General features: G+C 58.2%; 15 protein-coding genes. 12 read left to right on the forward strand and 3 right to left on the reverse strand.

The genetic code is table 11. The features are described from left to right. The first annotated feature begins 63 nt into the window (after positions 1-63). The 4 genes from rfbD to HMPREF1206_RS04555 all read left to right on the forward strand — a co-directional run bounded on the left by rfbD (position 64) and on the right by HMPREF1206_RS04555 (position 3861). The gene (rfbD, locus tag HMPREF1206_RS04540; protein WP_016422193.1) at positions 64-1038 is read left to right on the forward strand and encodes a dTDP-4-dehydrorhamnose reductase; all 975 of its coding nucleotides are present in this window, start codon (positions 64-66) and stop codon (positions 1036-1038) included. A gap of 11 nt (positions 1039-1049) precedes the next feature. After that, a complete protein-coding gene (locus HMPREF1206_RS04545) occupies positions 1050-1973 on the forward strand; it encodes a glycosyltransferase family 2 protein (RefSeq protein WP_016422194.1) in 924 nt (307 codons plus the stop codon). Positions 1974-2014: 41 nt separating this feature from the next. Beyond that, on the forward strand, positions 2015-3172 hold the full coding sequence (locus HMPREF1206_RS04550; protein WP_016422195.1) for a sugar phosphate nucleotidyltransferase: 1158 nt from the start codon (positions 2015-2017) through the stop codon (positions 3170-3172). Between the two features lie 320 nt (positions 3173-3492). Then, complete coding sequence (locus tag HMPREF1206_RS04555; protein ID WP_005510060.1) at positions 3493-3861, forward strand: WhiB family transcriptional regulator; 369 nt, start codon at positions 3493-3495, stop codon at positions 3859-3861. A 224-nt stretch (positions 3862-4085) separates the two neighbouring features. Here HMPREF1206_RS04555 and HMPREF1206_RS10950 read toward each other — a convergent pair whose 3' ends face one another. Continuing rightward, positions 4086-5279, reverse strand: a complete 1194-nt coding sequence (locus HMPREF1206_RS10950) for an IS30 family transposase (RefSeq protein ID WP_231367176.1) — start codon at positions 5277-5279, stop codon at positions 4086-4088. A gap of 389 nt (positions 5280-5668) precedes the next feature. Next, the gene (locus HMPREF1206_RS04565) at positions 5669-6151 is read right to left on the reverse strand and encodes a metallopeptidase family protein (RefSeq protein WP_016422197.1); all 483 of its coding nucleotides are present in this window, start codon (positions 6149-6151) and stop codon (positions 5669-5671) included. 172 nt (positions 6152-6323) lie between these two features. Between HMPREF1206_RS04565 and HMPREF1206_RS04570 the strand changes: the two genes are divergently transcribed. The 4 genes from HMPREF1206_RS04570 to manA all read left to right on the forward strand — a co-directional run bounded on the left by HMPREF1206_RS04570 (position 6324) and on the right by manA (position 10571). Further along, positions 6324-6731 carry a DUF3499 domain-containing protein gene (locus HMPREF1206_RS04570; protein WP_005509890.1) on the forward strand — a complete coding sequence of 136 codons (408 nt, stop codon included), beginning with the start codon at positions 6324-6326 and terminating at the stop codon, positions 6729-6731. A gap of 116 nt (positions 6732-6847) precedes the next feature. Next, positions 6848-8227 carry a phosphomannomutase/phosphoglucomutase gene (locus HMPREF1206_RS04575; RefSeq protein WP_081636711.1) on the forward strand — a complete coding sequence of 460 codons (1380 nt, stop codon included), beginning with the start codon at positions 6848-6850 and terminating at the stop codon, positions 8225-8227. A gap of 38 nt (positions 8228-8265) precedes the next feature. After that, the gene (locus tag HMPREF1206_RS04580) at positions 8266-9282 is read left to right on the forward strand and encodes a hypothetical protein (RefSeq protein WP_016422200.1); all 1017 of its coding nucleotides are present in this window, start codon (positions 8266-8268) and stop codon (positions 9280-9282) included. An 86-nt stretch (positions 9283-9368) separates the two neighbouring features. Beyond that, positions 9369-10571, forward strand: coding sequence for a mannose-6-phosphate isomerase, class I (gene manA, locus HMPREF1206_RS04585; protein ID WP_016422201.1), 1203 nt, complete (start codon positions 9369-9371; stop codon positions 10569-10571). Positions 10572-10573: 2 nt separating this feature from the next. On the opposite strand, the gene HMPREF1206_RS04590 is transcribed toward manA, so the two are convergent. Then, complete coding sequence (locus tag HMPREF1206_RS04590; protein ID WP_016422202.1) at positions 10574-11326, reverse strand: hypothetical protein; 753 nt, start codon at positions 11324-11326, stop codon at positions 10574-10576. A 349-nt stretch (positions 11327-11675) separates the two neighbouring features. Between HMPREF1206_RS04590 and HMPREF1206_RS04595 the strand changes: the two genes are divergently transcribed. The 4 genes from HMPREF1206_RS04595 (at position 11676) to mtrA (ending at position 14976) form a co-directional block, all read left to right on the forward strand. Beyond that, on the forward strand, positions 11676-12050 hold the full coding sequence (locus tag HMPREF1206_RS04595; RefSeq protein WP_016422203.1) for a DUF4259 domain-containing protein: 375 nt from the start codon (positions 11676-11678) through the stop codon (positions 12048-12050). A gap of 67 nt (positions 12051-12117) precedes the next feature. After that, entirely contained in the window at positions 12118-13572 is a 1455-nt protein-coding gene (ahcY, locus tag HMPREF1206_RS04600; protein WP_016422204.1) for an adenosylhomocysteinase, read from the forward strand. A 45-nt stretch (positions 13573-13617) separates the two neighbouring features. Continuing rightward, positions 13618-14247 (forward strand): dTMP kinase, encoded by a 630-nt coding sequence (locus HMPREF1206_RS04605; RefSeq protein ID WP_042389188.1) that lies wholly within the window; start codon positions 13618-13620, stop codon positions 14245-14247. Positions 14248-14301: 54 nt separating this feature from the next. After that, the gene (gene mtrA / locus HMPREF1206_RS04610) at positions 14302-14976 is read left to right on the forward strand and encodes an MtrAB system response regulator MtrA (protein WP_016422206.1); all 675 of its coding nucleotides are present in this window, start codon (positions 14302-14304) and stop codon (positions 14974-14976) included. The last annotated feature ends 5 nt before the right edge of the window (positions 14977-14981 follow it).

The raw sequence follows: 14981 nt of genomic DNA on the forward strand, positions 1-14981 counted from the left end.
AACCGTGTGCGGTTACACCTCAACACAGTGTCAATCGTATCTACGATAGTGATAAAGAAGAATATGTCCGAAATTTCAGTCTCGCATTTCGCCACTCCTGGACCAACCCACAGCAACTCGCGGCGTCCCATTGTCGCCATAACTGGTGCGGCGGGACAGCTGGGTACTGCGCTTCAGTGTGATCCTTTTGCCGCCGATGTTGAGGTGCGCGCTCTCACTCGGGCACAGTTGGATATCACTGATTCGGCTGCTGTGGAGGCAACGCCTCTGCTTGACGACGTCGACATCATCATTAACGCGGCAGCGGCGACCGATGTCGATGGCGCAGAATCCGATCCCGGTTCGGCGCACCTTATCAATGCACTTGGACCGAAGTACTTGGCGGCTCGGGCGAAAAAGGAAGACGCGTATCTCATTCACATCTCCACCGACTATGTCTTTGGTGATGTAGCAATCGATGAGATGACGGGGCAGCGTCGAGCGCTGCGAGTTGATGATTTCACCGCGCCTCGGACTATGTACGGACGTACCAAGTTAGTGGGGGAGAGTAATGTGCATGATTCGGGTGCGCGTTTCGCTATTTTGCGCACGGCGTGGGTCTGGTCGGGGCCCACACAGCCGGAGGCCAAGGACTTCGTTTCCACGATGATTCGTCTGGCAGAGACGGCGACTGACGACCAGGGCAACCCGGCAATTATTAAGGTCGTTGACGATCAGCACGGTAACCCCACCTTTGTTGGTGATCTCGCCGGGGCTATCTGGGAGTTGTCCGAACGTGTGTTGTCTGAACCGAGCAGCGCACCGACCGGCACCTTCCATGTCACGGGCAGCGGTGAGGCGACATGGTTCGAGGTGGCTCGCGAAGTGTTTCGGCTCACCGGTCACGATCCGCAGCGTGTGGTGGCTTGTACCAGCAGTGAGTTCCCACGTCCGGCCCCACGTCCGGCCTGGTCCGTGTTGGATGGTTCGGCATGGAGTGAGGTAGGTCTACATGCACTTCCGGAGTGGCAGGACACTTTGCGAGCAGTCCTGACCTAGGGTCTAGGTTTGTGATTGAAACCTCGAATTCCCCGCAACCCTCGCAGCTTCCGCTCGGTGTGGTCACCGTGACCTTTTCGCCCGGTGAGCACCTGAGCAAGCTGGTGGATTCGCTGGGCCCCGCCGCCAGTGCCTTCACGCGTCTGATTATGGCCGACAACGGCTCGACGGATGGTTCCGTGGAGAAGGAAGAAGCTCGGGCCAAGGAGACCGGAGCGGATGTTCAGCTTCTGCGCACCGGCGGCAACATTGGCTATGGCGCGGCCGCCAACCGTGGCATTGCGGAGCTGGGGCGGGCTCGCCGTGCTGGTGAAATCAATCCTGATTACGTCATGCTGGTCAACCCTGACGTGGTGTTTGCCCCTGGCGCAATCGATGTTCTGTTGGAATGCGCGCAGCGCAATCCCAAAGCTGGAGCGATTGGTCCGCTGATTCGCGAGGCGGATGGCAGCGTGTACCCGTCGGCACGCGCGGTTCCTAAACTTGTCAGCGGTATCGGACACGCGCTGCTTGCCGATATCTGGCCTACTAACCCTTTCTCACGTCACTACCGGGATGACACGGATATGGATCGTGAGCGATCGGCGGGATGGTTGTCGGGCGCATGCCTGCTGCTGCGGTGGGATGCGTTCGACCAGATTGATGGCTTTGATACCCGCTACTTCATGTACATGGAGGACGTGGATTTGGGTGACCGACTGGGCAAGGCCGGTTGGAGCAATGTTTTCTGTCCCCGTGCAGAGATACGTCACGCGCAGGGACATTCTGCCAGTAAGCACCCGGAAATTACCGTAAAGGCCCATCACGAGTCGGCATACCGTTTTATGTCAGATCGCCTGCCGGGGCCGGCGCTGGCACCTGTGCGACTGGCATTGCGTTTGGGGCTGTTCCTGCGTGGCAAAGTCATAATCGCGGTCAAAAAGCGTAGGAATTAATTAACTGTTGGAATGATCCATCGAAGAAAGTTACCGATTTCATGACTACCGAAGTTCGTCCGAGTGCTGGGCATGGCTCCGCCTTCCAGCCGGGAGCGGATGCTGCACAGCAGGCGGGAGCCACGTTGGCTGAACAGACTGACGCTGTCATTCTGGTTGGCGGGCAAGGTACGCGTTTGCGTCCCCTTACCGTGAATACGCCGAAGCCGATGCTGCCCACGGCAGGGCATCCATTCCTGGAGCATCTGCTTGGCCGCATTCGTGCAGCAGGTATGAAGCACGTGGTATTGGGCACCTCCTACCGAGCTGAAGTATTTGAAGAACACTTCGGCGACGGTTCGGATTTGGGTCTCGAAATTGAATACGTCTTTGAGGCTGAGCCGCTGGGAACCGGTGGCGGTATCCGAAACGTCCTAGACAAGCTGCGCTATGACACCGCGATGGTTTTCAACGGCGATGTCCTCGGCGGTACCGACTTGCGCGCGGTATTGGGTACTCATGCGGAGAAGGATGCGGACGTTACGATGCACCTCGTCCGTGTGCCGGATCCACGCGCGTTTGGCTGTGTTCCGACCGATGAGGATGGGCGCGTCCTGGAGTTCCTGGAGAAGACCCAGGATCCGCCGACCGATCAGATTAATGCCGGTATCTACGTGTTCCGCCGCGAGATTATCGAGTCGATTCCGGCTGGTCGCCCCATTAGCGTTGAGCGTGAAATCTTCCCAGCGCTGCTTGACCGCGGTATGAACGTCTACGGTCACGTTGATTACGCCTACTGGCGTGACATGGGGACTCCGGGTGACTTCGTCCGCGGCTCCTCCGATTTGGTCCGCGGTATCGCGCCGTCACCACTTCTAGAGGGTAAGCACGGCGAAGCGCTTGTCGACGAATCTGCGTCGGTCGGTGGCGGCGCTCTTCTCTACGGTGGCTCTGTTGTCGGCCGTGGGGCGGAGATTGGTGCGGGAGCTCGGATTGATCAATCGGTGATCTTCGACGGCGCACGCATCGGTGCCGGTGCTGTGATCGAGCGCTCTGTGATTGCCGATGGTGCCGATATTGGCCCGCGAACGGTCATCAGTGATGCCATTATCGGCGAGGGTGCCGTCGTTGGTGCGCGCTGTGAATTGATCAACGGTATCCGTGTGTGGCCGGGTGTCCAGATCCCCGATCACGGAGTACGTTTTTCGACGGATGTCTAGTCTGCAGCCTTCGGCGTGTCAGACTTTTGCCGGCAATATCTGATTAGAGTTGCCGAAGTGTCGCCAAAGGTGCTGGTGAGAGGCATGTGGCGAATGTGATTGAGTTCAGGTGGCAGGTTTAGAGTTCGGGGGCCATCCTTCAACCTGAACTTAATCCCCAACGCGGGGGGAGGGGCTTCAGGGGCAATGAAAAGTATTGGGGCAAATTCTCTATTCGGCTTGACCGATGGTGGGTTACACGTGTGTAATCACAAATGTGTGTTTCGCACACTAAGCCCAATTTAAAGACCCGCAGCAACAACCATCAGGAGGCCCTCGGCATGGAAAAGTCCAGCATGTTTGATGGCGGCTCTGCTGTGGATAGTGAGACGAATGCGGGTGACATCGCTGTGAATGATAGCTCCTCTGAAAACCAGCCTCGGCCGTTGACAGAGTGGGCAGATGACCTTTCGGGGTTGTTTGAAGCCGTCGATCAGGACTGGCAGGAGCAAGCTCTGTGTGCCCAGACCGATCCAGAAGCTTTCTTCCCTGAGAAGGGTGGATCCACTCGCGAAGCAAAGCGTATTTGTCGTGCTTGTGGTGTGCGAGATGAATGCCTGGAGTTTGCTCTCGAGCATGATGAGCGCTTCGGTATTTGGGGTGGCCTCTCTGAGCGTGAGCGCCGCCGTTTGAAGCGGCAGATTGGCTAGGGCAGCCGGGTCTGTATTTTATCCTTCGCTCGACCTCGCAGTTTCCCCTTGGGTAATACCCTGGGGGATTTTTCGGTGAACGAGTTTTTCCTGCTCTCTAGGGTTAATAGACGAAAATATGTCCGCTCAGCATGTCGCTGGGTGGGCCCTTTTGTCGCTTAGTTCTTAATGCGAGTTACTGACTGCGTTTATGACAAAAATCGCCCGAAAAATGGCCGGTAGGGTCAGGCGGTCATTGCATCATGGATAACACCAGAGATTACCTCCCGGGGAGTTAACCCGTCGAGCACTACCCGCGGCCGGTTATTCAGCAATGCTTCCGCCTCGGCGACCTCTTGGTCGGTGACATCGGTAAAGTTGGTGCCTTTGGGGAAATAAAACCGGATATCCCGGTTCATCCGCTCATTGCTACCTCGCTGCCACGGCGAATGCGGATCGGCGAAAAACACCTGGATATTCTCCGCGACAGAAAACTCCGTGTGTTTGGCAAACTCCACCCCTTGGTCCCAGGTCAACGTCGAAATCGTGGTGTCCATCGACTCTTTGAGCCGACGAATCATCCGTACCATCACCTCATTGACACTGGCGGCAGTATGGTCAGTGCCGAGTCTGCCGAGCAGCACAAACCTGCTGCGGCGTTCCACCAACGTCGCTAAAGCACTGGTGCCATCTGCGCCAATAATCAAATCGCCTTCCCAATGACCGGGTACCGCACGATCATTGGCTTCGGCTGGGCGAAGTGAAATATTGGCATCATGAGTCCAGCGTTTTCCACGTGGCTTGGGCACCCCTGCGAGAAGCGAGCGGGGTTTACGCCCTGGCCGGGTAGTCCGGCAGGACTTTTCAAACACAAGTTCTTTGCGCAAGCTGCCTGCCCCTTGTACGTAAAGGGCCTGGTAAATCGACTCGTGGCTAATAGTCATGGACGTATTATCACCCCACAGTGCAGCCAACCTGCCACTGGCCTGACGCGGCGAGGCGCCACGGTTGAGCAGATTGACAACCTGGGCGCGTAAGAATCGATTGTCATCGAGTTTGCGCGGCTTTGGACGAGCAAGACGCCCGCGGCTGGCCTGATCAGCGTGATAGGCATCGTAGATACCATCGACGCTGTTGCGTGCGATTTCACGACTGATAGTGGATTGACTACGACAGACTATCTGGGCGATACGCCGGTGCGAATGACCTGCCCGCAGGCAATCGGCAATAATTAAGCGTTCCGTCAGCCCTAGCCGCCGACCAGTACCAACACGAGATACATCACCAGGTGTTATCCGGCTGCGGGTATTCATAGTGGTTAAACTAGCCCGCCGGTTATACACCGTGGTTGTGCACACCCCAGCCTGCGCGGCAATCTCGGCAACACTATATGAGCCGGCCATAAGCATCTCGTAGATCACGCGATGCTTATGCATCATCGAGACCTTCGGGTAGTGCGATTGGTGCTGGATCTCAATTCCGGCTTGTCGCGCCCACCGCCTGACTGTTGGTGAGGGTATCCCTAACTCACGTCCAACTGCGCTTGCTGATGCCCCGTTGGCGATGTGTTGAAGCGCAATCGGTTTGATGGCACTGTATTTCGTTCGGCGGGTTTGCTTCACTACTTCTCCTGGTCGAAAGTGGTGATGCATTCACCGCCTGAACCTACCGGCCTGAAAGTGTCATAAACTTGCACAGTTTCACATTTGCAGCCCGTATTCACGCGTGCAGCCGGTAATTTATGGGGCCTGACCAGTTACTATCTTGAGAATCACACACTGTTTGTCTATTAACCCGGTCTCTAGGGAGCTCCTTAGGAGAAAGCTTTCTACAGGAAGTTCTCGTTGAAACTAGGGTCCACCTCAACCGGGTCAATGCCCAGATATACCGCTACCAGGCGGGTCAGTACATATTGCAGCATCTGGTCGAGTTCCACTCGGCCCGAGACACGGCGCTCAATGGGGCGGCGGAACACTACTACGCAGGGGCGGGTGGGGTTGCCTACGCGGTCAATGCCAGCGGGGATAAGCCGTCCCAGTGGTACAGGTCCGTCAGCGACAATCTCTTCCGGGAAGTACATGTCCGGGCGTAACTGCATGCGAGGAATCGTGTCGATGGCGATGTCCAGGTGTGACAGTTGTCGGGACCAGCGCTGATCCAATGGGGCGTAGGCGTCAATAACCGCCTGGTCAAAAGCTTCTGAACGGCTCTTCCAGCGGGGTACCTCCGGCGGCAACAGAGGTCCCCGAGGTCCGCGACCGCGTCGCAGTGAGCGTCGCAAAGAGCGCGGAGTATAAGCCGATGAATTCATATTTGTTGAGCTTAATCGGTCGGATCGTCAACGTGGGTGAGGCCAGCTTCCGGCCATGTCGCAGGTTTACTGGGTAAGGCTGGGGTGCCCCGGGGGAGCGTCGGAAAGCGAAAAACGCCCGAGTGGGAGAAAAACTATCGAAACTTAAAGTTAGGGTCTAGACTTTGATGCCGTGAGTGTTTTTAGACGTTGTTGCCGGCCCGGCTGTGGCAAACCTGCCGTAGCTACGTTGACGTATGCCTACGCGGAGTCGACGGCTGTGGTGGGTCCGCTCGCCGCCGCGTCCGAACCGCATAGCTGGGATCTCTGTGAGAAGCACGCGCGTTCTATCACCGCACCGCTGGGGTGGGAGCTCGTGCGTTACGACGTGCCGACGCCCGCCCAGGACGATGATGATTTGACCGCACTGGCGGAAGCCGTCCGTGAAGCTGGCCGCAACGCGACTGGCCTGGTGCTGCGGGATGAGGTCGACAACCGTCCTCAGACCTACAAGATTGATTCCAGTCGTCACCCGTCGACGCGGAAATCCGCGCGCGGTCACCTGCATGTAGTTCGCGATCCGGAGGATTCGGACGACTAACGGGCCGGGCGCCGTGCCCCAGCTCATGCCATCTTGCCGCGGCATTTCTTTGTGAGAGCCTCTCTGTGGCTAGTATCATTTTTCACAAAACTGATACTTACCCAGAGAGGTTTTTCGTGGGCACTTACAATCGTTCCGATTTGGATGCTGTCATCAAGGCCTATGACGTGCGCGGTGTTGTCGGTGAGGGCATCGACGCGGACCTTGTCGGAGCCATCGGCGCCGCCTTCGGACACATCATGCGTTCAGAGGGCGCAACACGTGCCGTAGTTGGCCACGATATGCGTGAGTCCTCACCGGAGTTGGCGGCTAGTTTCGCCGGTGGCGCGGCTGCACAGGGGCTCAATGTTACCTTGCTCGGCCTGACCTCTACGGACGAGCTGTATTTCGCCTCCGGAGTAAAGGAATGCCCGGGCGCGATGTTCACTGCCAGCCACAACCCGGCTGAATACAACGGCATCAAGATGTGCCGTTCGCTGGCACGTCCGATTGGGCAGGAGACAGGGCTTGCTCAGATTAAGGATCTGCTTGTCGACGGAATCCCGGAGTACACCGGCACTCCGGGTGAAATTGATCACGAGGATGTTCTGCAGGATTACGCGGCGTTCCTCCATGGGCTGGTCGACATCCGCTCCGGCCGTCGTCTGAAGGTCGCAGTCGATGCCGGTAACGGTATGGGAGGACTGACAGTCCCGGCAGTGCTCGGAGAAGACATGGATGTTGCTGACCTCTACTTTGAGCTCGACGGCAACTTCCCGAATCACGAGGCCAACCCATTGGAACCCGCCAACCTCGTTGACCTGCAGAAGTTCACGGTGGAGCAGGGCGCAGACATCGGTATTGCCTTCGATGGCGACGCTGACCGCTGCTTCGTCGTCGACGAGAAGGGCAACCCGGTCAGCCCATCGGCCATCTGTGCGTTGGTGGCCACCCGCTACCTGGAGCAGAACCCGGGCGCGGCTATCATCCATAACCTGATTACCTCACACGTCGTGCCGGAGATGATTGTGGAAAACGGCGGAACCCCGGTTCGTACCCGTGTTGGGCACTCCTTTATTAAGGCGCAAATGGCCGAGCACAGTGCTGTTTTTGGTGGCGAGCATTCGGCGCACTACTACTTCAAGGAATTCTTCAACGCTGACTCCGGCATGCTCGCCGCCATGCATGTCCTGGCCGCACTGGCAGAGCAGGATAAGCCACTGAGCGAATTCATGGCCGAGTACAACCGCTACGAGGCCTCCGGCGAGATTAATTCCCGCCTGGGCAGCGCAGAGGAGCAGCAGGCAAAGCAGAAGGAAATCGAGACTGCCTTTGCCGATCGCACCGAGTCCTCGGACTGGATGGATGGCCTGACCATTGAGCTGGCGGACTCCAAGGCGTGGTTCAACGTCCGGGCCTCCAATACGGAGCCGCTGCTGCGTCTGAACGTCGAGGCGCCGACGCGTGCTGAGGTCGATGCGCTTGTCGACGAAGTTCTCGGCATCATCCGCGGTTAATCAACCCCACACGCCCGTTTTCAGGCATGCTTGGGAGTATGACCTCGTCATTCGACTCCTCCCATAACCCGCGCCAAGAGGCCCTGTTCTACCGTATGGCCACTGCCGGCGCAGGTCTCAGAGCTGCTGCCTCCGCGACTCGCGGGGGAGCGTTTGCTCAACTTCCACTGCCGCGCAGCGCGGTCATCCTCGTGGGAAATCGTCGGGCGCAGCTCGCCGCCGAATCCGTGCGCGCGCTTGCCGACGACATCCGCTGCCCGGTCGTAATTGCGCGTCAGTTGCCCAGTTATGTCGGCGCCCTCGATTTGGTCATCGTCTGTGACGACAACCCCGGCAGCCCACTCGGTGCAGCTCTGGCTGAAGCTCATAGGCGAGGAGCAGCCACGGTCGTGGTGGATCCCGGTGAAGGGCCATTGCGTGCCGCCGGTAGTCCCGATACGGTTGTGGTTCCGCGCCCGGCGATGGCGGAGTCCGCGTCCTTTACCGCCTATGTCGGTGTCATCGCCAGCGTGCTCACCGAATGTGGTGCCACCGCTCTGGCTCCGGCCGGGGTAGTCGAGGAAGTCGCCGATGTGGTGGACGCCGATATTGCGGCTTGTGCTCCGCAGCGAGATGAAACAGTTAACCCCGCGCGGCAGGTAGCGCAGTGGTTGGCAGGCCGCAGAATGCTTGCAGTGTCGACGACCTCGGCGCTGGCGCCGGTAGCGGAGCTGGCATCGTTACAGATGCTCGAGGCAGGCGTGGTCTCGGCAGCGTCGTCGATAAGCGAATTGTCTCTTAGCGTGGGCGCATTGCTCGCTGCAGAACCCCAGGAAAGCCGAGATATTTTCTATGACCCGTTCATAGATGGTGGGGATGAAGGGGCGACAGTGCTACCGTTGGGGGCGATTGTTTTAGCTGCGCCGAACAATGTGGGCCACTACCGGGACCACTACGGCGAGGCTGGATGGGCTCGTGTGGAGTGCCCTGCGCTTGATGCGGAGACTCATCATCCACTGGTTGAAGTATGTGTTACTGCAGCCAGAGTTGGTGCGATTGCGGCGTTTTCTGCGTAATCGCCGGGTGTCACCGAAGGCTTTTGGGGCTTCGGTGAGATTGGCGTGCTTGCGCCAGTAGTGACTATTAGAGGAGTGATACGGGCATGGAGCTGTTGGACCCCGTGCTGCAGTCGTACCCCTGGGGGTCTCGTACACATTTGGCGAGAATCACCGGTGCGGACGCTCCCACATCGAAGCCCTGGGCGGAACTGTGGTTTGGTGCGCATGCACTGGCATCGGCCACAGTGGCCGGCACGCCGTTGGATGAGCTCATTGCGCAGGATCCGGCGGCTGCGCTCGGATGCGCAATTGACACCGACAACGGCAGGCTGCCGTTCCTGTTGAAACTGCTCGCAGCCGATGAGCCGCTGTCGCTGCAGGCACACCCCACCTTGGCAGAAGCTCAGGAGGGATTTGCACGCGAAAATGCGGAGGGCATTCCGGCCACTGCACATTTCCGCAATTACCGGGACAATAACCACAAGCCAGAACTCATTGTCGCCCTGACTACCTTCGACGCGTTGGCCGGATTCCGCCCGGTGGAGCGCACGAAGGAGCTGCTCGCAGCGCTGGCGGTACCGGAGCTCGACCACTACATGGGACTGCTCGATGCCGCCGATGACGAGAGCGCTCTGCGGGCATTGTTTACAACGTGGTTGACGTTGCCCCAGGATGTCCTCGATGAGCTGGTCGAAGCCGTGGCTGCTAAGTGCGCGGATTACAGTGGCGAGGACGAGGAGTTCTCGCGAGTAGCCGAGACTACCTGCGAACTGGCTCGAAACTATCCGGGGGACCCGGGAGTTCTGGGGTCGATGCTGCTTAATCGCCTTCGCTTACAGCCGGGCGAAGCCATCTACCTTGGTGCGGGACAGTTGCACGCTTACCTCAATGGCATGGGCGTGGAAATCATGGCCAACTCCGACAACGTGTTGCGCGGAGGCCTGACCTCTAAGCATGTCGATGTCGTGGAGCTACTACGCGTGCTCTCTTTCCGCCCGCTGCCAGATCCGGTGCTGCAGTCGCGGCTGACCGATGATGGCTGGAATGACTATGACGCGCCGGTGCGCGAGTTCCGCCTTCGTTCGCGGGACCTGGAGCCGGGCGAACATGTTCTGCTCGACGAAAAATCCGCCACGGTTGTGTTGTCTACCGCGGGCACGGTGGCGTTGCGTCACGACGACTCCGTGGTTGAGGTTCCCAGTGGCCATGCGGCCTGGGTTCCGGCTGTTGACGCAGTCGATATTGAGTTGACTGCGCGCCAAGGCGGGGCAACCGTCTTTGTCGCGACCGTCCCGCGGGTGGGTTAGTCCTAGTCGTTATCGAAGAGATTTCCCAGGAATCCGGAGTCCTTCGGCTTTTCCGGGATTGGGGAAATCTTGCTATTGATAGCCCCATTGCCGCCAGTGGTGTCCTTCTCCTTCGAAGGGGCCTGGTTGTTCGGCGGTGTCGGCACCTTCGGGGACGTCGGCTCGTTCGAAGGAGTTTTCTGAGGAGTCTCGGACGGAGTTGTGGTTTGCGTACCCGACTGGGACTCCGCCTGCGATGAAGGCGGCTTCGGCTCAGCTGCTGCGTCACCGTCGCCTTCCGGAAGACTGTCGTTCGGCTTTTCCGAGTTATCTTCCGGTAGCAGTGGCACCGGCTTGCTGGGCGTCGGCGAAGAAACGTCGTCAGACGTGGGCTCTGTGGTCTCCGTGGTCGTCGGAGGTGTTGATGTGGTCGACGTCGGAGTTGTCGTACTAGAGCTTGTGGAAGTCGGCGGGATATACGCCTGCGGTGGCAGGTACGGATCCTCTACAATCTCGCTGCTCGATGGCGTGGTCGGACGAGGTACCAGACTGCCAGTCGTCTCAGTCAGCGAGGAATCCGAATTCGATTCAGTGCTCTGCTGCAGCTCGGCATCACTAGGAACTGGAGGCAGCGGAGCAGAGGTCTCCATTTTCGACTGAGAGCCGGCGTTTTCCGGGTTCGCCCCCTCGGCAGCATTGCTATCGGAGCAGCCAACGAGCGAAACGCTCAGGGGAAGGGCTGCGAGCAGAAGAGCTCCAAAAGCCTTCTTCACCATGGTAGGTACTCCTTTCGTGTCATGCGTGAGGTCGCCCTGTAACGAAAAAGATAACAGTTACATTACGAGGTCTGGGAACTAACTTAACATGCCCGTTATCTTCTCTCTAGGGTGAAAATTGTGTTGAGGGGATTAAATAAGTCTCTCGCACTGTAAAAGTGGCGAAAAGTCGGGTAGAACTTCGGTAAGGCCACATGCGGTTTTCCGGCTAGCGGCGCGTGCAGACGACAGCTATTAGGTCGGCGGCCAGATTACCGTGGGCTCGTCGAAAAGCGCTCTTCGGAAAGCGCTCGTCGAAGACGAAAACTGGCAATTGGTTCGAAGCGCGAAAGGAGCGTGGCCACCTATCATGTCCATCTGGGAGACTGAGATTTTTGGAAGCGATTCGGTCATTGAACTCTTCGATGAGGTTCAGGATCTCGACTCACAGGATCGCGTTGGTGCATTGATTGATGCTGGCCGCATTGGGGTGGATTCCGAAAGTAGCGATGAGAAGGCCTGCGCACTCGCGGCGGCTGTGATTATTGCAATTTGGAATGGTGCGCCATTTAGCGGCGGTGACATTGTGGAGGACTACAGCTTCATCCGGGAGGGAATCTCGGAGGCACACGGCAGCGAGGAGGATGCGTTGGCTATCGCCTCCGAGGTGTTCGATAGTCTTCTGGGGGAACTCAGTGAGTCTGACCAGGCGGCGCTGGAAAACTGCGTCGAAGCGGTAGAGTAATTCTCGCGTCCCCAGTACTGATTCTTTAAGAAGAATCTCACGTCAAAGAATCTAGAGAAAGCGTTACATGTCCTCGAAGAACATTGATTTCAAGGTTGCAGACCTCTCCCTGGCTGAGGCCGGTCGTCACCAGATTCGTCTGGCTGAGCACGAGATGCCAGGCCTAATGGCGCTGCGCGAAGAGTACGCAGAGCAGCAGCCACTGGCCGGTGCCCGTATTTCCGGCTCCATTCACATGACGGTTCAAACCGCAGTGCTCATCGAGACCTTGACGGCGCTGGGCGCAGAGGTTCGCTGGGCTTCCTGCAACATCTTCTCCACCCAGGATGAGGCCGCTGCGGCTGTCGTCGTTGGGCGAGACGGCACTCCGGAGGACCCGCAGGGTGTTCCGGTTTTCGCTTGGAAGGGCGAGACGCTGGAGGAGTACTGGTGGTGCCTCGACCGCATCTTCGACTGGGGCGATGAAGATGCCAACATGATTCTGGACGACGGCGGCGACGCCACCATGGCTGTTATTAAGGGCATGGAATTCGAGGATGCTGGCCTGGTGCCGCCAGCAGAAGAGTCGGATTCGGACGAGTTTATTGCCTTCAAGGACATGCTTCGCGCCAGCCTGGAGAAGGATGCCGGCCGTTGGCACCGAATTGCAAAGTCGGTCAAGGGTGTCACAGAGGAGACCACCACTGGTGTCCACCGCCTCTACCACTTCGCAGAGCAGGGCGTGCTGCCATTCCCGGCCATGAACGTCAACGATGCCGTCACCAAGTCCAAGTTCGATAACAAGTACGGCACCCGCCACAGCCTTCTGGACGGCATTAACCGCGGTACCGACATGCTGGTTGGCGGCAAGAATGTGCTGGTTTGCGGTTACGGCGATGTGGGTAAGGGCTGCGCGGAGGCGCTGGCGGGGCAGGGCGCTCGCGTTCAGGTCACCGAGGCCGACCCGATTAACGCATTGCAGGCATTGATGGACGGTTTCGACGTCGTCGCTACTGAGAGCGTCATCGCAGATGTCGACATTGTCATCACCGCCACAGGCAACAAGGACGTCATCACTTTCGAGCACATGCAGCAGATGAAGAACCACGCGCTGCTGGGCAACATCGGCCACTTCGACAACGAGATCGACATGCATAGCCTGCACCACCGCGATGATGTCCGTCGTGTGGAGATCAAGCCGCAGGTCACCGAGTACATCTTCCCGCATGCTGACGGCGAGGAACGCTCTCTGATTGTGCTTTCCGAGGGGCGCCTGCTCAACCTGGGTAATGCCACCGGACACCCGTCCTTCGTAATGTCGACCTCCTTCGCCGACCAGACAATCGCGCAGATTGAGCTCTACTGCAACGGTGATAAGTACGACAACACTGTCCACCGTCTGCCGAAGATTCTGGATGAGAAGGTCGCTCGCATTCACGTCGAGGCACTCGGCGGTGAGCTCACCCGACTGTCCAAGGAACAGGCCGAATACATCGGCGTTGACGTCGAGGGCCCGTATAAGCCAGAGCACTACCGCTACTAGTTCTAGCCAAGGCTAGGCCGCAGCCATGTGTGCGAGGAGAAGAATTTGATTATCGCAGTCGAAGGAATCGACGGTGCTGGCAAGAACACGCTTGTCACAGCTGTTACCAATCAACTCCGAAGTCAAGGACACTCCGTTTCTTCGATGACCTTTCCGGCGTACCGGCAGACAATCTTCGCTGATTTCGCCGATCAAGCCTTGCACGGTCAGCTCGGCGACACCGCGGACTCCGCTTGGGCAATGGCACTCCTGTTCGCTCTGGACCGCAAAGAACGTCGTCAAGCGATTGTTGATGCAGCGCACGAGAACGATGTTCTGATTATCGACCGCTACGTCGCGTCCAACGCGGCCTACTCCCTGGCTCGCACACAGAATCCGGCGATCGTCGAGTGGATTGAGAAGACCGAATTCGAGGATTTCCAGCTTCCGCTTCCCGACGTTCAGGTCTGTCTGGCCACGTCGGTGGGAGTGGCAGCCGACCGCGCACGCAAGCGGGAAGCCTCTGATGTGCAGCGAACTAGGGATGCCTACGAAAAGGACTCGGGTTTGCAGGAGCGCACACTAGCGGCGTACCAAAAGTTCGCGGAGGGCTCGTGGCAGTCACCATGGCTGATGCTTACGGGGGACGATGGGGCGGACCGCCTTGTGGAATGGATCAGTGCACGCCTGCGCTAGCCACCTCAACGGGAAACTACAGAACTAGATAGCTTTACGTTTAGAATATGACGCATGAGCTCAAAAATCCTGGTTGTTGATGATGATCCGGCCATCGCCGAAATGCTCACGATGGTGATGGAGCGCGAGGGCTTCGACACAGTAGTAGTCGACGATGGCCTCGAAGCTGTCAAGGCAGCAGAGCGGGAGAATCCAGATTTGATTCTGCTGGATCTCATGTTGCCGGGCATGAGTGGTGTCGATGTCTGTCGCACTGTGCGAGAGACATCGGCGGTGCCGATCATCATGTTGACTGCGAAGACCGACACAGTCGATGTGGTCCTCGGCCTGGAATCCGGTGCGGATGACTATGTCACGAAGCCCTTTAAGCCGAAGGAGCTCGTGGCGCGCGTGCGCGCTCGGCTGCGTCGTCAAGAGGACAGCCCGAGCGAGACCCTCGAGGTCGGCGACTTGACCATCGACGTGCCCGGTCACGCCGTGTTCCGTGATGGCAAGGAGATTTCTCTGACCCCGTTGGAGTTTGACCTATTGCACACTCTTGCATCCCGTCCGAAGCAGGTCTTTTCCCGTGATGAGTTGTTGGAAAAGGTCTGGGGATATCAGCACACCTCGGATACTCGACTCGTCAACGTTCACGTTCAGCGTCTGCGCTCGAAGATCGAACTGGATCCGGAAAACCCGCAGATTGTGCTGACCGTCCGCGGTGTCGGGTACAAGACGGGTGACTAAACAAG

It is taken from the genome of Corynebacterium sp. HFH0082 (assembly GCF_000411235.1).
Taxonomy (GTDB): Bacteria; Actinomycetota; Actinomycetes; order Mycobacteriales; family Mycobacteriaceae; genus Corynebacterium; species Corynebacterium jeikeium_D.